Below are 16,876 nucleotides of genomic sequence, written 5' to 3'. Positions count from 1 at the left end.
CCGGGCGCGGTGCCGGGCCGGATGTGGACGAGCCGCCAAAGTGGTGTAGACCTTACGTGGATCGTACGTACAACAAGGGGTGGATCGAGAACTGTGAAGGGCCGTTACCTGAGCCTGGCCGCGTCGGGCGCCGCACTGTGCCTGACTGCCGTGACGCTGACCGGCTGCGGAAGCCTGTCGGACCTCACCGGGGACAACGAGGTGACCCTCCGGGTCGTGGCGGCCGACTACGGGGACAATCCCCAGAACTCCTCCGCGACCTACTGGAAGAACCTCGCCAAGGACTTCGAGAAGGACCACCCCGGGGTCAACGTCGAGGTGAGCGTCTACTCCTGGTCGGAGGTCGACGCCAAGGTCGCCCAGCTGGTGAAGGCCGGCAAGGCCCCTGACATCGCACAGATCGGCGCCTACGCCGATTACGCGGAGGCGGGCAAGCTGTACACGGCGGACGAGCTGCTCTCCGTACAGACCGAGGCCGACTTCCTCGCTCCGCTCGCGGACGCGGGCAAGGTCAAGCGGGTCCAGTACGGGATGCCGTTCGTGGCGAGCACCCGGCTGCTCTTCTACAACGAGAAGCTGCTGGCGGACGCGGGCGTCATCGCGAAGGACGGCAAGGGCGGCGGCTGGCGGCCGAAGAGCTGGACGGAGCTGGAGGCCGCGGCCAAGAAGCTCAAGGGCGCCGGCGTCCCCACCCCCTTCGCGCTGCCGCTGGGCCGCGAGGAGGCGCAGGCCGAGACGATGATGTGGATGCTGTCGGGTGGCGGCGGCTACACCGACAACGAGGAGTCGTACGCCATCGACTCCGCCGAGAACGTCAAGACCTTCGAGTTCCTGCGGGACAAGATGGTCGGACAGGGGCTGACCGGGCCGGTGGAGCCGGCCAAGCTGGACCGGCAGGCCGCCTTCGACGCGTTCACGCGGGGCGAGGTCGGCATGCTCAACGGCCACCCGACGCTGCTGAAGCAGGCGGCGGACAAGGGCGTGAAGTTCGGCATGGTGCCGATGCCGACGGCGGACGGGACCGACCACTCGGCGATGGGCGTCGCCGACTGGGTGATGGCCTTCAAGAACGGGCACCGCAAGGAGTCCGGGAAGTTCCTGGACTACCTGTACGAGTCGAAGAACGTGACCGCCTTCACGAACATGTACGACCTGCTGCCGGTGACGACGAGCGGCTACCGCGCGATGGACGCCAGCACCGGGGGCGCGGCGACGCAGCTGAAGACCTTCCTGGCGGCGCTGCCGAACGCGCGGCTGTACCCGGTGGGCAAGAAGTCCTGGGCGGGCGTGAGCGAGGACGTGAAGACGAACATCGGCAAGGCCGTGCAGCCGGGGGGCCAGCCGGCGAAGGTCCTGAACGACATCGCGACGTCGGCGCGGGGGGCGGACGGAGACCACTGAGGCCCGCTGAGGCCCGCCGGATGGGTGTCAGTGGGCGGCGTTAATCTGGCGGTATGACGGACGAGGGGCAGCTGACGGCCACCGAGGCCGCGGTGCTCGCGTACGAGGGGCGCACCTGGCCCGGGCCCGGGGCCAAGGAGCGCGCGATACGGGAGGGGCTGGGGCTGACCCCGGTCCGGTACTACCAGCTGCTCAACGCACTCATGGACGATCCCCGGGCCCTGGCGCACGCGCCGGGCACGGTGAACCGCCTCCGCAGAATCCGCGAGGCGCAGCGGGCCCGGCGGTAGCGCGGCACGGGCCTGGCGGTGGCCCGGCGGTTGCCCGGCGGTGGCCCGGCACGGGTCTGGCGGTGGCACGGATTCGCGGGGCTTCTGTGGCCGTGGCACGCGCCGTAGCCGTCGGGGGGCGGGGCCGTTAGGGTCGTCCGTATGGGGAGCCATCCGCACCGCCTGCCGATGCCCGTTACCACCGCCGGACGCGAGGGACTCGAAGCCCTGCTCCGGATACCCCGCCGCTCCGTGGTCGCCCTCGACTTCGACGGCACCCTCGCCGAGATCGTGCCCGACCCCGACCAGGCGCGGGCCCACCCGGGGGCGGTCCCGGCCCTCTCCGCGCTCGCGCCCGGCGTCGCGTCGGTGGCGGTGATCACCGGTCGGCCCGCCGGGGTCGCGGTCCGCTACGGGGGCTTCGCGGGGGTCCCCGGTCTCGAACACCTGGTGGTCCTGGGCCACTACGGGGCCGAGCGGTGGGACGCGGTCAGCGGGCTCGTCCACGCGCCGGCCGAGCACCCCGGGGTGGCGGCGGTACGCGCGGAGCTGCCGGGGTTCCTGGACGGGATCGGCGCGTGGCGCGGGACGTGGATCGAGGAGAAGGGCCGGGCGCTGGCCGTCCACACCCGGCGGGCGGAGGACCCCGCGGCGGCCTTCGCGGCCCTGCGTGGACCGCTGGCCGAACTGGCGGCGCGGCACGGCCTGATGGTGGAGCCGGGCCGGGCGGTGCTGGAACTCCGGCCCCCCGGCATGGACAAGGGCGTCGCCCTGACGGAATACCTGGCGGAGACGGGCGCGGAGGCGGTGTTGTACGCGGGGGACGACCTGGGTGACCTCGCGGCGTACGCGGCGGTGGAGAAGCTCCGGACGGACGGCCTTCCGGGCCTGCTGGTGTGCAGCGGCTCGGCGGAGGTCCCGGAACTCGCCTCCCGCGCCGACATCGTCCTGTCCGGCCCGTCCGAGGTGGTCACCTTCCTGTCGTCCTTGGCCGAAGCCCTCCCCGCCTGACCGCCTGACCGCCTGACCGCCTCCCCGCCTGACAGCCGCCCTCCGCGCCGCGCGGCAGAGGGCGGCCGGCGGGGGTTATCCGGCCTGCAGGGCGGCCAGTTGGGCCGTGAACCACTGGGACGGGGGGAGGGACGTCGCGGAGGCGGCCAGGCGTTTGGTGCGTTCCGCGCGCTCGGTGGCGGGGAGGGACAGCGCCGCGTGGAGCGCTTCGGCCGTCTCCGTCACGTCGTACGGGTTCACCGTGATCGCGTCCGCGCCGAGCTCCTCGTACGCCCCCGCCCCCGTCGACAGGACCAGGGCGCACCCCGCGTCCGAGACCACCGGGATCTCCTTCGCCACCAGGTTCATCCCGTCCCGCACCGGGTTCACCAGCGCCACGTCCGCCAGCCGGTACGCCGCCAGGGAGCGCGTGAAGTTGTCCTCCACCGAGACCAGGACCGGCTGCCAGTCCTCCGTGCCGAACTCCTCGTTGATCTTCGCCGCCAGCTCCCGGACCGACTCCGTGTAGCGGCGGTACACCGCCAGATCCTGGCGGGAGGGGTAGGCCGAGGCCAGGTGGACCACCCGGCCGCGCCACTCGGGATGCGCCGTCAGGAGCTCCCGGTACGCCCGTAGGCCCCGCAGGATGTTCTTCGACAGCTCCGTCCGGTCCACCCGGACGATCGTCTTGAGGTCCCCGACCTCCGCCCGCAGCGCCGCCAGCCTGTCGTTCACCTCCGGCCGGTGCGCCAGCGCGCGCAGTTCGTCCCCGTCCACGCCCAGCGGGTACACGGCCACGTCCGTCCGACTGTGCCGCACCGGGCCGAGCGGGGTCTTGCGGATGTACTGCTCCCCCGGGGCGGTCACCGAGCCGGACACCGGCGTGGCGGTGCCCCGCTCGTCGTCCAGGTGCGCCCCGGCCATGAAGCTGTGCGCCCACGCCCAGGTGTGGAAGCCCACCACGTCCGCCCCGAGCATCCCCCACATCAGCTGCCGCCGGATGTCGCCAGGCAGCATGCCCAGGAACTCCGGCGACGCCCACGGCGTGTGCGTGAAGTGGCTGATCCGCAGGTCGGGGCGCAGTTCGCGGAGCGCACCCGGCACCAGCGCCAGGTGGTAGTCCTGCACCAGCACCGCCGCGCCCTCGCCCGCCTCCTGCGCCAGGGCCAGCGCGAAGGCCTGGTTGTACGCGACGTACGACTCCCACCGCCGCCGGAACTCCGCGTCGAAGACCGGCTCGCGCGGGATGTCGTACAGGTGGTGGTGCGTGAACCACAGCACCGAGTTCGCGATGCCGTTGTACGCGTCGTCGTACACCGTGGGATCGATGTCCAGCATCCGGACACCAGGTTCGGAGACGCCACGCCGGACCGCCTCCCGGTCCGCCTCGGACAGCGCCGCGCAGATCCACACCGCCTCCGGCTGCCGCGCCAGGGCCGCGGAGAGGCCGGAGACGAGGCCGCCCCCGCCGCGCCGGGCGCTGAGCGTGCCGTCGGGGGCGAGGGCGTACGAGAGCGGGCCGCGGTTCGCCGCGACGAGCACCTGAGCAGCAGGAGCAGAGGCAGAAGCAGAATCGGCGGAAGCGGGAGCAGAGGCCATGCGGCGAACCTAGCCCGGGCCGGACCCCCTCAAACGTGAGTTCCCGCTCACGCCACGCGGCGCACCGCGTACTCCTCGATGTCCAGCATGGGCGGCCGCTCCTCCGTGTCCACCGCGTACGTGCGCGGTACGAACCCGTCCGGGCCCCGCTCGAACTGCGTCAGCTCCGGGCGTACGAGGTGCCCGCGCGACAGCCGCAGCTGCGCGGTGCGGTAGATCGCCGCGGCCATCCGGCCCAGCGCCTGGCCGCCCTGATGGCGGTGCAGCCGTACGCCCACATCCACCTGGGACAGCGCGTCCAGCCCGACCGTGTGCAGCGCGTCCACCAGCAGGCCCAGCTCCACCCCGTACCCGACGGGGAACGGCAGCCGCTCCAGCAGGGAACGGCGTACGGCGTACTCGCCGCCCAGCGGCTGGACGAAACCGGCCAGCTGCGGCCAGTGGAGGTTGAGGAGGGGGCGGGCGACCAGTTCCGTCACCCGGCCGCCCTGGCCCGGGGCGTCCCCGAGCGGGCGGTCGTACATCGCCTTGACGAACTGCACCTCCGGGTCCGTCAGCAGCGGCCCGACGATCCCGGAGACGAAGGCCGCCGAGAAGTCCCGCAGGTCGGCGTCCACGAAGCAGACAATCTCGCCACTGGTGGCCAGCAGGGAGCGCCACAGCACCTCGCCCTTCCCGGGCAGGGCCGGTATCCGCGGCAGGATCTCGTCGCGGTGCACCACCCGGGCGCCGGCCTTGGCCGCCACCTCCGCCGTACGGTCGGTCGAGCCCGAGTCGATCACCACTAGTTCGTCCACCAGGGGGACCGGCAGCCCGTCCATCAGATCGCGCCGGATCACCTCGACGATCTCGCCGACCGTGGCCTCCTCGTCGAGCGCGGGCAGCACCACGCTGACCGTGGTGCCGGCCACCCGTTTGCGTTCGAGCAGCTGGTCGAGCGGTCGGTCGGCTGCGGACCAGGAGCGGTCGGCCAGCCAGCGCTCCACCTCTTCCAGCACTGTCAGCACTCCCTGATTCATCCGTTGTTTCGACCGTTATCTGATCCATCTCGCGGTTCGGACGGCTGTCTCAACCCTCCGCACCTTCGGTTACAGTCTTGAACAACGCGATGGACCACCGCATGCCGGGGTCCCCGCGTACAAACGCCCGGGCGCGCCATAGAGCGCGCGGCCCGGTGCCATACCGCTCATCCAGAGGGGCAGAGGGACACGGCCCGTTGAAGCCCCGGCAACCCTCCAGTCGGTTCTCGCGATGCGAATGCGCATCCCGCGAGGTCCCCGGCTAGGGAAGGTGCCAATTCCGTCTCATGGCGAAGTGCGCCATGGGGAAGATGAGGAGAAAGGGCCTCGCCGTCATGGCTGCACAGCACGTCGTTACCGCCACCTCTGCCGGAACCCCCGTCGATCTCGGTCCCGCCACCGGCCTCTCGTGCCGCGAGTGCGGCACCCGCTTCGAGCTCGGCCCCATCTTCGCCTGCGTCGAGTGTTTCGGGCCGCTGGAAGTGGCCTACGAACTGCCGACCGGCGACCCGGAGGCGCTGCGCGCCGCGATCGAGGCCGGCCCCAACAACATCTGGCGGTACGCGCCGCTGCTGCCCGTCCCGGCGGACGTGGCCTCCAAGCCGAGCCTGAACCCGGGCTTCACCAAGCTCGTGGACGCGGCCAACCTGGCCAAGGAACTCGGCGTCACCGGCAAGCTCTACGTCAAGGACGACTCCGGCAATCCGACGCACTCCTTCAAGGACCGCGTCGTCGCGATCGCCGTCGAGGCCGCCCGCGCCTTCGGCTTCACCACCCTGTCCTGCTCCTCCACCGGCAACCTGGCCGGCGCCGTCGGCGCCGCGGCCGCCCGGGCCGGCTTCCGCTCCTGCGTGTTCATCCCGCACGACCTGGAGCAGGGCAAGGTCGTCATGGCCGGTGTCTACGGTGGCGACCTGGTCGGCATCGAGGGCAACTACGACGACGTCAACCGCTTCTGCTCCGAGCTCATCGGCGACCCGCTGAGCGAGGGCTGGGGCTTCGTCAACGTCAACCTGCGCCCCTACTACGGCGAGGGCTCCAAGACGCTGGCCTACGAGATCTGCGAGCAGCTCGGCTGGCAGCTGCCCGACCAGATCGTGATCCCGATCGCGTCCGGCTCCCAGCTGACGAAGATCGACAAGGGTCTCCAGGAGCTGATCAAGCTCGGCCTCGTCGAGGACAAGCCGTACAAGATCTTCGGTGCCCAGGCCGAGGGCTGCTCCCCGGTCTCCACCGCCTTCAAGGCCGGCCACGACGTGGTCCGCCCGCAGAAGCCGGACACCATCGCCAAGTCGCTGGCCATCGGCAACCCGGCGGACGGCCCGTACGTCCTGGACATCGCCCGGCGCACCGGCGGCTACGTCGAGGACGTCAACGACGAGCAGGTCGTCGAGGCCATCAAGATCCTCGCGCAGACCGAGGGTATCTTCGCCGAGACCGCGGGCGGCGTGACCGTCGGCGTGACGAAGAAGCTCATCGAGAACGGGCAGCTCGACCCGGCGCTGACCACCGTGATTCTGAACACCGGTGACGGCCTCAAGACCCTGGAGGCGGTGGCCGCGGACAGCGGGCAGACCGCCGTCATCCGCCCCAGCCTGGACGCGTTCCGCGCCGCCAACCTGGCCTGACCCTCCCCCTGCACACCGGAAAGGCAGTAGCGCCATGAGCGTCAACGTCCGCATCCCCACCATCCTGCGCACCTACACCGGCGGCAAGGCCGAGGTCCCCGCCGACGGGGCGACCCTCGCCGAGGTCATCGAGTCCCTGGAGAAGAGCCACCCGGGCATCGCCGCGCGCGTCCTGGACGACCAGGGCAAGCTGCGCCGCTTCGTGAACATCTACGTCAACGACGACGACGTGCGCTTCGACGGCGGGCTCGATGCGGCGACCCCGGACGGCGCGGGCGTCTCGATCATCCCGGCCGTCGCCGGCGGCTGCTGAGCTTGGCTACTGAGCTCGGCTGCTGACACGTACAAACCAGAATTGCCCCTTCCGCCAATAAGCGGAGGGGGTAATTCTGCTTGATTAGGCGCGGTAGAGTTGGGGAAGTCCCCTCCGCTGTTCTTGCCCGCCGCATATGTGCGGGCCGCGTCAGGGTTGACATTGAGTCAATGTGCAAGTGCGGTATGGGGCTTTGGCGAGATATGCCGGGTCCGAGTTGCCCGGGAATATGCCAACTTTTCACTCTATTTCAATCTTTCCGACTGTCCAGAATTCTCGTCGGATTGACCTGTTGCAGACAGCACCGGTGCGGATACATTCAGCCGCGGTCGAGGCGTTCCGGCGCAAGTTCTGACCCGGGACCGCGAAGTGCGGTCCCGCGCAAGGGCCAGTAATAGGGGAGTTAGGCATGGCTCAGGGCACCGTCAAGTGGTTCAACGCGGAGAAGGGCTACGGCTTCATCGCGGTCGACGGTGGTGCGGATGTGTTCGTCCACTACAGCGCCATCCAGATGGACGGGTACCGCACCCTTGAAGAGGGTCAGCGGGTCGAGTTCGAGATCTCGCAGGGCCAGAAGGGTCCGCAGGCGGACATGGTCAAGCTCGCACTCGGCTAGTCCCGGCGCGATCGACCACCGACGATTACACGCAAGGGCCCGCATCCGTGACTGGGATGCGGGCCCTCGTGCGTGCTGGGCCGGTCCGGTTTGCCCGGCCCGCGTTGCCCGAAGCCGCTTGCACTCGGAGGGGCCGAGTGCTAATCATTGGCGTTAGCACTCTCCTGGTGAGAGTGCTACTAAACGAGGACCGGGTCGGTGAGGCCCGCAGGGTCCGGCGGGAAGGAACCGCCGGGCACGCAGGCCGTCCGTCGCGGGCGCGGGCGCGGTCCAGGAGCAATCCACCGCTGTCCGGGAGGACCACTTCAGATGGCCAAGATCATTGCGTTCAACGAGGAGGCCCGGCGCGGTCTCGAGCGTGGGATGAACCAGCTCGCCGACGCCGTCAAGGTCACCCTTGGCCCCAAGGGTCGCAACGTCGTCCTTGAGAAGAAGTGGGGCGCCCCCACGATCACCAACGATGGTGTCTCCATCGCCAAGGAGATCGAGCTCGAGGACCCGTACGAGAAGATCGGCGCCGAGCTGGTCAAGGAAGTCGCCAAGAAGACGGACGACGTCGCCGGCGACGGTACGACCACCGCGACCGTGCTCGCCCAGGCGCTCGTCCGCGAGGGCCTGCGCAACGTGGCCGCCGGCGCCAACCCGATGGCCCTCAAGCGCGGCATCGAGAAGGCCGTCGAGGCCGTCTCCGCCGCCCTGCTCGACCAGGCCAAGGACGTGGAGACCAAGGAGCAGATCGCTTCGACGGCCTCCATCTCCGCCGCCGACACCCAGATCGGCGAGCTCATCGCCGAGGCCATGGACAAGGTCGGCAAGGAAGGCGTCATCACCGTCGAGGAGTCCCAGACCTTCGGTCTGGAGCTGGAGCTCACCGAGGGTATGCGCTTCGACAAGGGCTACATCTCGGCGTACTTCGCCACCGACATGGAGCGTATGGAGGCGTCGCTCGACGACCCGTACCTCCTGATCGTCAACTCCAAGATCGGCAACGTGAAGGACCTCCTTCCGCTGCTCGAGAAGGTCATGCAGTCCGGCAAGCCGCTGCTGATCATCGCCGAGGACGTCGAGGGCGAGGCCCTGTCGACCCTGGTCGTCAACAAGATCCGCGGCACCTTCAAGTCCGTCGCCGTCAAGGCCCCGGGCTTCGGCGACCGCCGCAAGGCCATGCTCGGCGACATCGCCATCCTCACGGGCGGCACGGTCATCTCCGAGGAGGTCGGCCTCAAGCTCGAGAACGCGGGCCTGGACCTGCTCGGCCGCGCCCGCAAGGTCGTCATCTCCAAGGACGAGACCACGATCGTCGACGGTGCCGGTGACAGCGACCAGGTTCAGGGTCGCGTCAACCAGATCCGCGCCGAGATCGAGAACTCCGACTCGGACTACGACCGCGAGAAGCTCCAGGAGCGCCTCGCGAAGCTGGCCGGCGGCGTGGCCGTCATCAAGGCCGGCGCCGCGACCGAGGTCGAGCTCAAGGAGCGCAAGCACCGCATCGAGGACGCCGTTCGCAACGCGAAGGCGGCCGTCGAGGAGGGCATCGTCGCCGGTGGTGGCGTGGCCCTGCTCCAGGCCTCCGCGGTCTTCGAGAAGCTCGAGCTCACGGGTGACGAGGCGACCGGCGCCAACGCCGTCCGCCTGGCCCTGGAGGCCCCGCTCAAGCAGATCGCCGTCAACGGTGGCCTTGAGGGCGGCGTCGTCGTCGAGAAGGTGCGCAACCTGCCGATCGGTCACGGCCTGAACGCCGCGACCGGCGAGTACGTCGACATGATCGCCGAGGGCATCATCGACCCGGCGAAGGTCACGCGCTCCGCCCTGCAGAACGCGGCGTCCATCGCGGCCCTCTTCCTCACCACCGAGGCCGTCATCGCCGACAAGCCCGAGAAGGCCGGCGCCGGCGCCCCGGGCGGCATGCCGGGCGGTGACATGGACTTCTGATCGACCTCTGGTTGATCGGCTGTTCTCGTACCGAGGGCGGCACCCCTTCCCGGATCCCCGGCGAAGAGGTGCCGCCCTCGGGCGTTTCCGGCCTGGGCTTCACCCGTACTGAGCGCACCTCTGGAGATGTAAGACGTTCCGTCTTACGATGGTGCCATGGCTGACACCGTGACGATCCGCACCGATGCAGAGACCGAGCACGCCCTGGATGTCCTCACCCGGGACGGCAGTACGCGGTCCGTGGCCATAAGAGCAGCCGTGCTGGAGGCCGCCCTGCGCAAAGAGCGCGCCGCCGAGCTCCGGCGCGCGGTCCTGCGGATGCCGCTGGGTGACCCGGACGGCATCGACGTCGCGGCGGAACTCGCCCGAAGTCGTGAGGACGAGCGCTGATGATCTACCTGGACTCCGCGGCGATCGTGAAGCTGGTGCACGCCGAATCCGAGTCGGACGCCCTGCGGGACTGGCTCGACGAACGAGCCGAGACCGGCTGGGTCAGCTCGGCCCTGGCGGAGGTGGAGTCGTTCCGGGCACTGGCCCGGTACGCTCCGCAGGCCGCGGTGCGACTGCATCTCGTGCTGGATCTGATCGACCTGATCGACCTCGACGCGGGCATCCGGATCCTGGCCCAGACCGTCCGTCCGGCCACGGGCCGCAGCCTGGATGCGATCCACCTGGCGACGGCGATGAGCCTCGGCGCACGGCTCACCTCGTTCGTCACCTACGACAAGCGCCTGGCCGATGCGGTCCGGTCGACCGGACTGGTGGTCGACGCGCCCGCCTGACCTGATTGACTGGGTGGCATGACTGACCTCTTCGTCAAGATCTGCGGTCTGAAGACCGCCCAGGACGTCGACGTGGCCGTGGCCGCCGGGGCCGATGCCGTCGGGTTCGTCTTCGCCGAGGGGAGTCCGCGTACGGTCGAAGCCGCCACCGCGCGGGAACTGGCCGGGCGGGTGCCGGCCGGGGTGCTCACCGTCGGGGTGTTCCGGGGGCAGTCCGTGGAGGACGTACGGCGGTTCACCGAGGACAGCGGCGTACTCGGAGTACAGCTGCACGGCGACGAGGGCCCCGAGTGCTACGAGGCCCTGCGCGCCGACGGCCGGACGCTGCTCCGCGCCACCGCCCGGCGCGTCGAGCGCTGCGGGGAGTACGGGGAGGACCTGCTGCTGATCGACGCCCCCGACCCGGGCTCCGGCAAGCCGTGGAACTGGGGGTCGGCGGAGTTCACCGCGCCCGCCGGCCGGTGGCTGCTGGCGGGCGGGCTGACGCCCGGGAACGTACGGGAGGCGGTCGAGACGACGGGCGCCTGGGGCGTGGACGTGTCCAGTGGGGTGGAGAGCGAGCGCGGGGTGAAGTCCCCGGAGCTGATCCGGGCCTTCATCGCGGCGGCGCGGGGCGCGCGGTAGGGCGTGCGCCCCAGTGGTGATGACGTAGCAGATTCATCTGATTACTCTCGGCGAGAATTTGCGTGTGGTTCCGGCCCGTGCGGGCAGCCCGCACGTTGGACATGGACATGGACATGGACGTGATCGGGCGGCTGCGCGGACTGGCGGGCCGCCTCGCCCCGACGGTGTTCGCGCCGCGCCGCCGTCTTCACCGTCGGCTTCGCCCCCCCTGCGCAGTGGGTCGGGCCCGTCCGGGATGCGGGTGAAGTCGTGCCAGAGGCCCACCTTCGGTCGGCCATGGCGCTTGCCCGTCGCGTCCGCGAACAGGTGCCGCTGCACGCCGTTCCACACCTCGTCAGCCATGTGCATCGCCAGGGCCTTCGACGCGTGGTGCCCCAGATGCCCGGAGTCTTCGAGATGCTTGTAGGCGCACCGCTCCAGGGCTTCACGGGACAGGCCGAGACGCTGCCGTACGACCTTCGCGCCCTGCTCCTCGCGCTCTCGGTGTGCGGCCCAGTACGTATCGACCTTGGCGCGGGCATCGCGCTGGATCGCCCGCTTCATCGAGCCCATCGCGCCGAACAGCTTCTCCAGCCGGACCAGATCGCCGGGATCGGTGACGGCCAGCGGCAGCACCATCACCGACACCATCCCATCGTCGGGCTTCGTCCACTTCCGGGCCTTGTTCTTGCCCCGGAACTTCCGCTGCGGCTGGGCATCCTGCATGACCGTCACCTCCCTTCTGGAGCAGGGTCAGAGGGCGGCGACGAAGGCCGTCCAGGCCGGGGCGTGGAACGTCAGGTGGGGGCCCTCGGGGCGCTTGGAGTCACGGACCGGGACCAGGCAGGCGTGCCCGTCGGCGACCTCGACGCAGTCGCCGCCGGTTCCATCGCTGTACGTGGACTTCCGCCAGGCGGCGGCTCCGGGGAAGTCGCGGGCGACTTCTACGCAGTTGCCGCCGTCTCCGCCGCTGTAGCTGGACTTGTGCCAGGTGGCCGTCGACAGGTCGTACTCAGACGTGCTCGTCATGTGCGTAATCCTCCGCCACGGACTCGATCAAGGCCAGTGATTCGCGTGGTGACAGCGCGCTGGCCGTGAGGAGATCGTAGGTCAAGTAGTGGCGCGCGACCGTGGCCGGATCGTCCAACAGCAGCCCTGTTGTGTGCCCTTCGAGGTAGGCGAGTGATGGTGCGTCTTCGAACGACATCAGCTTGAGGGGGCCGTCCAGGGCCGCGTGGGCACCCGCGTTGAATGGGATTACTTGGACGATGACCCGGTGGGACCGGATCAGGGTCGCGATATGACGCAGAGACTCGGCCATGACGGCCCGGCTGCCGACGACGCGCCGTAGCGCCGCCTCGTCCAGGACGCACCACAACAACGGCGTTGTTGGATCGGCGAGGAGGGCGGCGCGAGCCAAACGGGCTTCGACCAGTTGGTCGATGGCCGCCTCCGTCGCCGTCGGCTGGTACGCGCGGAAGACGGCTCGCGCGTACGCCTCCTTCTGGAGTAGCCCCGGGATCAGCAGCGGCGCGTACTCGCGGATGGCCTTCGCCAGCGCCTCCGCCTCGGCCGCCGCCGCGAAGTGGTCGGGGTACTTGGACTTGGCCAGCGCGCCGCAGTTGCGGGTGAAGAAGCCGTTGGTGCGCAGGATCTCGTCTATCTGGCGGGCGAGTTCCGGCGTCATCCGGCGGGTGCCGGCTTCGAGCTGGCCGATGAAGGAGCCGCTGACGAAGAGGGGTTCGCCGAGCTCTTCCTGGCTCAGGCAGGCTTTCTTGCGGGCGACGCGGAGCTCGGCGCCGAGCAGGGCGCGGGGCGAGGAGAGCGGGTCGAAGTCCTTTGGTCCGGGCATGGCAACTCCCTGGACAACACTTGTGGTTGTTGGCGTTCGGCCCTTGTAAGGCTAGCCAGTGCGTCGCCACTCTGAGTGCCGAACCCGGTTACTCAGAGCGAAAGGTGACATGTCATGGTGCTCACGTCCAAGGAGCGGATGCAGGCGGCCGAGGAGGCGGTGGGGCAGCTGAAGGCGGCCCTCACGGACGTCGGGGTGGTGTTCCCCTCGCTCGGGGTGGACGTGGTCTCGGCGGCGGGCTCGTACGGGCTCCCGCTGGTCGACCTGGGCCGCTGCAACCTCGACACCGCGCTGCGGCTGGCCGCCGTCCTCCATGAACGGGCTCATCCGTGACGGAGTGCTCGACCGGGACCTTCCGTGGTCGCCCCGCGCATCCTCTACTGGGAGTAGAGTCGGGTCATGGCAGACGAAACGAGCATCAAAGTGAGTGAGGCGACCCGCAATCGCCTGGCCGTCCTCGCTGCCGAGCAGGGCACCACGATCCGCGGCCTGGTCGAAGGTCTCGCGGCGGGTCAGGCCACCCACGCCGAGTACGAGGAGCGCGCTGCCCAGGCCCGCGCCGAGCTCGCCTCGGTCCTGGGCGCGGCGCCCAGCTCGGAGGCGGAGTCGAAGGCCCGTGCCCTGTTGGAGCGCTTGGGCGCCTCGAAGGACTCGGCGGCCGCGTAGTGGGTGCGATCGCGGTCGTTCTGGACCACACGGCCGCCACCGCTCTCCACGACCCCAAGGACGCCTTCAATGAGGCTGTCGCCGCGTTCTACGTCCAGGCCTCTGGCGGCCTCGGTGCCCTCTGCGCCCCCGTGCTGTCGCTGACCGCGGCAAACAGCGAGCGCCCCGGACTGCTTGCCTACATCAACGGCCTGCGATTCATCGAGATCGAGCCCTTCGACGTCCCAGCAGCGCTCACCGCGACCGAGCTGCTGTACGCCGGGCACTCATGGGCCGCCGTTCACGCCATCCACGCCGCCCGCCCCTCTGCGGCATTCCCGACTGGCCGCTACCTGCTCACCCTGGCCCCCGAGGCGTACGAGGGCACAGGAGTCCAGGCAGTTCATCCTGGCCGGTAGTGCGATTGCGGCACTTCACGGGAGCAGGGCGGCTGAGGCGGGTCAGTTGCGCCCGTAGCCCGAGCCGTTGCGGAGGTGGTCGACGATCGTGAGGAACAGGAAGAAGTTGGGGATCTTCGCGACCGGGGTGTTCGACCACGACAGCAGCTTGCCGGCCTTCGCCAGGAAGACGGTGCCGTTCTTGACCTCGATCTTCTGGATCTCGTTCCACTGCACGGCGCCGCGCTTGGCGGTGGCGATCCCGCCCTTGGTCATCGCGATGTCGCCGAACCGGACGGTGGCGCCCTGTTCCAGCGAGGCGATCACGCCGGGCAGCTGAGCCTGGGTGATCTCGTGCTGGATGGCCGTGCCCCAGCGGTCCGGATCGGCGTAGAAGTTCGTCAGTTTGAGCGTGGAACCGTCCGGCCTGAACAGCGTGTACAGGTAGGAGGTCCCGACGTAGACGCCGTTGGCGTACCGCTCGGTGATCTGCTGGAGCGCCGTCATCGAGTCCCAGCGGAAGGCGGCGGCCGGACCGGTGTGGTCGGCGACGATCAGGCCGTGCTCGAACAGGTGGATGCGCTTTGCCGCCTGCTTGCCGGAAAGGTTGGGGGTCTGCATGAGGATCCGGACGAACACCAGGCCGGGCAGGATGAAGCAGGCCAGGCCCAGCACCGTGAAGAGGATCAGCCCGGCCATCCGCCCGGTGCCCATGCGCTGGGGAAGGAAGGTCTCGCGATGCTGCCCGAGTTCATGGGCGGCGGCGAGGGACGCGACCGCGTCCGGTATCTGCTCCTGGGCCACGGGGGCTGCGGCTCTCGCCATGGTGCCTCTTTCATCGCGCCCGGGGCGTAACCCCCGGACGTACCAATTCCGGTTTGCGGAGCGGAGCCTACTGGCCGCCGGGCGGGCCTCCGCACCGGGCCTCCCCATCGGGCCGGCCCCCGGCTCGCGCTAGTCCGTGCGCAGGCGGGCGTGGAGGTGTTCGTCGTGCCAGCCGTCGGCGTGGAGGAGGGCTCCGCGCATGGTGCCCTCCAGGGGGAAGCCGGCCTTCTCGGCGGTGCGGCAGGATGCCGTGTTGGCCACGGAGTGGATGATGCGCAGCCGGTGCAGGCCGAGATCCTCGAAGGCCCAGCGGCTGATCCGGTCCACGGCCGGGGTCATCACCCCGCTGCCCCGGCCGGCGGGCAGCAGCCAGTAGAGAAACTCGCCGCTGCCGCCCGGGAGATCCAGTTCGCGGACGCCGATCAGGCCGACCGGCAGGCCGCCGTCGGCGGGGGCGATGGCCCACATCGCCGCTTCCTCGTCCTGCCGACGGGTGCGCCAACCGGCGATCCTGGCCTCCGCTTCGGCTGTGGACAGCAGGCCGGGGTAAGTCCAGTGCTGGACGTCCGGGTCGAGGCAGGCGGCGACGAGCGCGGGGGCGTCGGACGCCTCCCAGGGCCGCAGCAGCAGGCCGCCGGGCAGGTCGTACACCGGGTGCGCCAGCTCGCGCAGCCGGCCGGGCGGAACCACGGGGGGTATCTGATCGATCATCGGCTCATCATCTCGGGTCAGGAGGTCCCGGCCGCGGCGGCCGCTTCGGCGGGGCAAGGCATGGGCGCAGCGTCGCGTGAACCGCGCCCCGCCGCAAGCGGGATACCGAGACTCTTGCAGAGAGCCCCGGCCTTCGGTCCGGGGATGAATGCGTCTTGTGACTGCTCTGACTCGCAGGTCACAACGGACGTCTTTGCTGCTCGATGTACTGGCGAATGATCGTCAACGGTGCTCCGCCGCATGAGGCCGCGAAGTACGAGGGTGACCACAGGTGTCCGTGCATGAGCGTGCGGTTCCGGCCGGTGAACTCCTGGCGTATGCGACGGGCGGATACGCCCTTGAGGCTGTTGACCAAGCTGGAGACCGAGACTTTGGGCGGGTAGTGCACCAGTAGGTGCACGTGGTCGCGCTCGCCGTTGAACTCTTTGAGTTCGGCCCCGAAGTCCTCGCAGACCTTCCGCATGATCTCTTCGCAGCGCGTCAGCATCTCGTCGTTGAAGACGCCGCGCCGGTACTTCGTCACGAAGACCAAGTGGACATGCACCGCCGAAACCACATGCCTGCCGCGGCGAAAGTCGTTCTGTGTGCCCATGAGACCAATCGTAGTAGGATCAAGGCGTGCAGCTTCGGTACCAGTACCGGGTCTACCCGGACGCCCTCCAGCGCCGTGCGCTGGCCCAGGCGTTCGGGTGTGCCCGCGTGGTGTGGAACGACTGCCTGCGCGACCGGAAGGAAGCGCACGCAGCAGGGCTGGCGTATGTGAAGTCGGCAGATCTGTCCCGGCTCCGCATCACGCAGGCCAAGCGGAGCGAGGAGCGGGCGTGGCTGGCCGACGTGTCGGCCGTGGTGCTGCAACAAGCCCTGAGGGACCTGGACACTGCCTACAAGAACTTCTTCGACTCCATCAAGGGCAAGCGCAAAGGGCCGAAGGCCGCTCCGCCCCGGTACAAGTCGAAGAAGGACACCCGGCAGTCCATCCGGCTCAACACCAACGCGTTCTCCCTCCAGGGCAACGGCACGGTGTACGTGGCCAAGGTCGGCAACCTCAAGGTGAAATGGTCCCGGCCGCTCCCGGCCGCACCGACGTCCCTGACAGTGGTCAAGGACTCCTCCGGCCGGTACTTTCTCTCGTTCGTGGTCGATGCCGACCCCGAGATCTTGCCCGGGACGGACACCGAGACCGGCATCGACCTCGGGTTGTCCGCGTTCGCGGTCCTCTCCGACGGCCGCAAGATTGCCGCCCCCCGCTTCCTGCGGCGGGCGGAGAAGAAACTCAAGCGGTCCTACGTTGTT

General features: G+C 69.6%; 22 protein-coding genes and 1 riboswitch. Of the genes, 14 read left to right on the top strand and 8 right to left on the bottom strand.

Features of this window, described 5'->3' with window-relative positions; all coding sequences use genetic code 11:
• The first annotated feature begins 93 nt into the window (after positions 1-93).
• The 3 genes from J7I97_RS34545 to otsB all read left to right on the top strand — a co-directional run bounded on the left by J7I97_RS34545 (position 94) and on the right by otsB (position 2,681).
• Positions 94-1,401 carry an extracellular solute-binding protein gene (locus tag J7I97_RS34545; protein WP_308363985.1) on the top strand — a complete coding sequence of 436 codons (1,308 nt, stop codon included), beginning with the start codon at positions 94-96 and terminating at the stop codon, positions 1,399-1,401.
• Positions 1,402-1,454: 53 nt separating this feature from the next.
• Complete coding sequence (locus tag J7I97_RS34540; RefSeq protein ID WP_214943445.1) at positions 1,455-1,691, top strand: DUF3263 domain-containing protein; 237 nt, start codon at positions 1,455-1,457, stop codon at positions 1,689-1,691.
• Between the two features lie 141 nt (positions 1,692-1,832).
• The gene (gene otsB / locus J7I97_RS34535; RefSeq protein ID WP_214943442.1) at positions 1,833-2,681 is read left to right on the top strand and encodes a trehalose-phosphatase; all 849 of its coding nucleotides are present in this window, start codon (positions 1,833-1,835) and stop codon (positions 2,679-2,681) included.
• A 75-nt stretch (positions 2,682-2,756) separates the two neighbouring features.
• Here the strand turns inward: otsB and J7I97_RS34530 are convergent, their stop codons facing one another.
• A complete protein-coding gene (locus J7I97_RS34530) occupies positions 2,757-4,259 on the bottom strand; it encodes a trehalose-6-phosphate synthase (protein ID WP_214943439.1) in 1,503 nt (500 codons plus the stop codon).
• Between the two features lie 47 nt (positions 4,260-4,306).
• A complete protein-coding gene (locus J7I97_RS34525; RefSeq protein WP_214943436.1) occupies positions 4,307-5,257 on the bottom strand; it encodes a glucosyl-3-phosphoglycerate synthase in 951 nt (316 codons plus the stop codon).
• A gap of 185 nt (positions 5,258-5,442) precedes the next feature.
• Positions 5,443-5,596: riboswitch (SAM riboswitch) on the top strand.
• A gap of 17 nt (positions 5,597-5,613) precedes the next feature.
• Between J7I97_RS34525 and thrC the strand changes: the two genes are divergently transcribed.
• The 7 genes from thrC (at position 5,614) to J7I97_RS34490 (ending at position 11,173) form a co-directional block, all read left to right on the top strand.
• On the top strand, positions 5,614-6,906 hold the full coding sequence (gene thrC, locus J7I97_RS34520; RefSeq protein WP_374195534.1) for a threonine synthase: 1,293 nt from the start codon (positions 5,614-5,616) through the stop codon (positions 6,904-6,906).
• A 34-nt stretch (positions 6,907-6,940) separates the two neighbouring features.
• Positions 6,941-7,219, top strand: coding sequence for a MoaD/ThiS family protein (locus J7I97_RS34515; RefSeq protein ID WP_214943430.1), 279 nt, complete (start codon positions 6,941-6,943; stop codon positions 7,217-7,219).
• A 409-nt stretch (positions 7,220-7,628) separates the two neighbouring features.
• A complete protein-coding gene (locus J7I97_RS34510; protein ID WP_030009783.1) occupies positions 7,629-7,835 on the top strand; it encodes a cold-shock protein in 207 nt (68 codons plus the stop codon).
• A 309-nt stretch (positions 7,836-8,144) separates the two neighbouring features.
• Positions 8,145-9,767: a chaperonin GroEL gene (gene groL / locus J7I97_RS34505; protein ID WP_214943427.1), complete on the top strand. Its 1,623-nt coding sequence runs from the start codon at positions 8,145-8,147 to the stop codon at positions 9,765-9,767.
• Between the two features lie 156 nt (positions 9,768-9,923).
• Positions 9,924-10,157 (top strand): hypothetical protein, encoded by a 234-nt coding sequence (locus tag J7I97_RS34500; RefSeq protein ID WP_214943424.1) that lies wholly within the window; start codon positions 9,924-9,926, stop codon positions 10,155-10,157.
• Positions 10,157-10,549 carry a type II toxin-antitoxin system VapC family toxin gene (locus tag J7I97_RS34495; protein WP_214943421.1) on the top strand — a complete coding sequence of 131 codons (393 nt, stop codon included), beginning with the start codon at positions 10,157-10,159 and terminating at the stop codon, positions 10,547-10,549. The genes J7I97_RS34500 and J7I97_RS34495 overlap by 1 nt, the downstream gene beginning before the upstream one ends.
• An 18-nt stretch (positions 10,550-10,567) precedes the next feature.
• Entirely contained in the window at positions 10,568-11,173 is a 606-nt protein-coding gene (locus tag J7I97_RS34490) for a phosphoribosylanthranilate isomerase (protein WP_214943418.1), read from the top strand.
• Between the two features lie 33 nt (positions 11,174-11,206).
• Here J7I97_RS34490 and J7I97_RS34485 read toward each other — a convergent pair whose 3' ends face one another.
• Genes J7I97_RS34485 through J7I97_RS34475 form a run of 3 tightly spaced genes read right to left on the bottom strand, consistent with a single transcriptional unit; the run spans position 11,207 to position 13,004 of the window.
• A complete protein-coding gene (locus tag J7I97_RS34485) occupies positions 11,207-11,878 on the bottom strand; it encodes a hypothetical protein (protein ID WP_214943415.1) in 672 nt (223 codons plus the stop codon).
• A 27-nt stretch (positions 11,879-11,905) separates the two neighbouring features.
• Positions 11,906-12,181 (bottom strand): DUF397 domain-containing protein, encoded by a 276-nt coding sequence (locus J7I97_RS34480; protein ID WP_214943412.1) that lies wholly within the window; start codon positions 12,179-12,181, stop codon positions 11,906-11,908.
• Positions 12,165-13,004: a helix-turn-helix transcriptional regulator gene (locus tag J7I97_RS34475; protein WP_214943409.1), complete on the bottom strand. Its 840-nt coding sequence runs from the start codon at positions 13,002-13,004 to the stop codon at positions 12,165-12,167. The genes J7I97_RS34480 and J7I97_RS34475 overlap by 17 nt, the downstream gene beginning before the upstream one ends.
• Positions 13,005-13,118: 114 nt before the next feature.
• On the opposite strand from J7I97_RS34475, the gene J7I97_RS34470 reads away from it, so the two are divergent.
• The 3 genes from J7I97_RS34470 to J7I97_RS34460 all read left to right on the top strand — a co-directional run bounded on the left by J7I97_RS34470 (position 13,119) and on the right by J7I97_RS34460 (position 14,068).
• Entirely contained in the window at positions 13,119-13,337 is a 219-nt protein-coding gene (locus tag J7I97_RS34470) for a hypothetical protein (RefSeq protein WP_214943406.1), read from the top strand.
• A gap of 66 nt (positions 13,338-13,403) precedes the next feature.
• Positions 13,404-13,670: a hypothetical protein gene (locus J7I97_RS34465; RefSeq protein ID WP_214943403.1), complete on the top strand. Its 267-nt coding sequence runs from the start codon at positions 13,404-13,406 to the stop codon at positions 13,668-13,670.
• Positions 13,670-14,068, top strand: coding sequence for a hypothetical protein (locus tag J7I97_RS34460; RefSeq protein ID WP_214943400.1), 399 nt, complete (start codon positions 13,670-13,672; stop codon positions 14,066-14,068). Before J7I97_RS34465 ends, J7I97_RS34460 begins: the two co-directional genes overlap by 1 nt.
• 42 nt (positions 14,069-14,110) lie before the next feature.
• Here J7I97_RS34460 and J7I97_RS34455 read toward each other — a convergent pair whose 3' ends face one another.
• The 3 genes from J7I97_RS34455 to tnpA form a co-directional block, all read right to left on the bottom strand.
• On the bottom strand, positions 14,111-14,872 hold the full coding sequence (locus J7I97_RS34455) for a DUF6585 family protein (RefSeq protein WP_214943397.1): 762 nt from the start codon (positions 14,870-14,872) through the stop codon (positions 14,111-14,113).
• A 129-nt stretch (positions 14,873-15,001) separates the two neighbouring features.
• A complete protein-coding gene (locus J7I97_RS34450; RefSeq protein ID WP_214943394.1) occupies positions 15,002-15,583 on the bottom strand; it encodes a GNAT family N-acetyltransferase in 582 nt (193 codons plus the stop codon).
• A 178-nt stretch (positions 15,584-15,761) separates the two neighbouring features.
• The gene (gene tnpA, locus J7I97_RS34445) at positions 15,762-16,175 is read right to left on the bottom strand and encodes an IS200/IS605 family transposase (RefSeq protein WP_214943392.1); all 414 of its coding nucleotides are present in this window, start codon (positions 16,173-16,175) and stop codon (positions 15,762-15,764) included.
• Between the two features lie 26 nt (positions 16,176-16,201).
• On the opposite strand from tnpA, the gene J7I97_RS34440 reads away from it, so the two are divergent.
• Positions 16,202-16,876 (top strand): RNA-guided endonuclease TnpB family protein (locus tag J7I97_RS34440; RefSeq protein WP_214943391.1); only part of this gene is annotated, 675 nt, incomplete at its 3' end.

It is taken from the genome of Streptomyces sp. ISL-87 (assembly GCF_018614095.1).
Lineage (GTDB): Bacteria > Actinomycetota > Actinomycetes > Streptomycetales > Streptomycetaceae > Streptomyces.
Note: the sequence above shows the minus strand (reverse complement) of the source record. Positions and strands in the feature narration are given on the sequence as shown.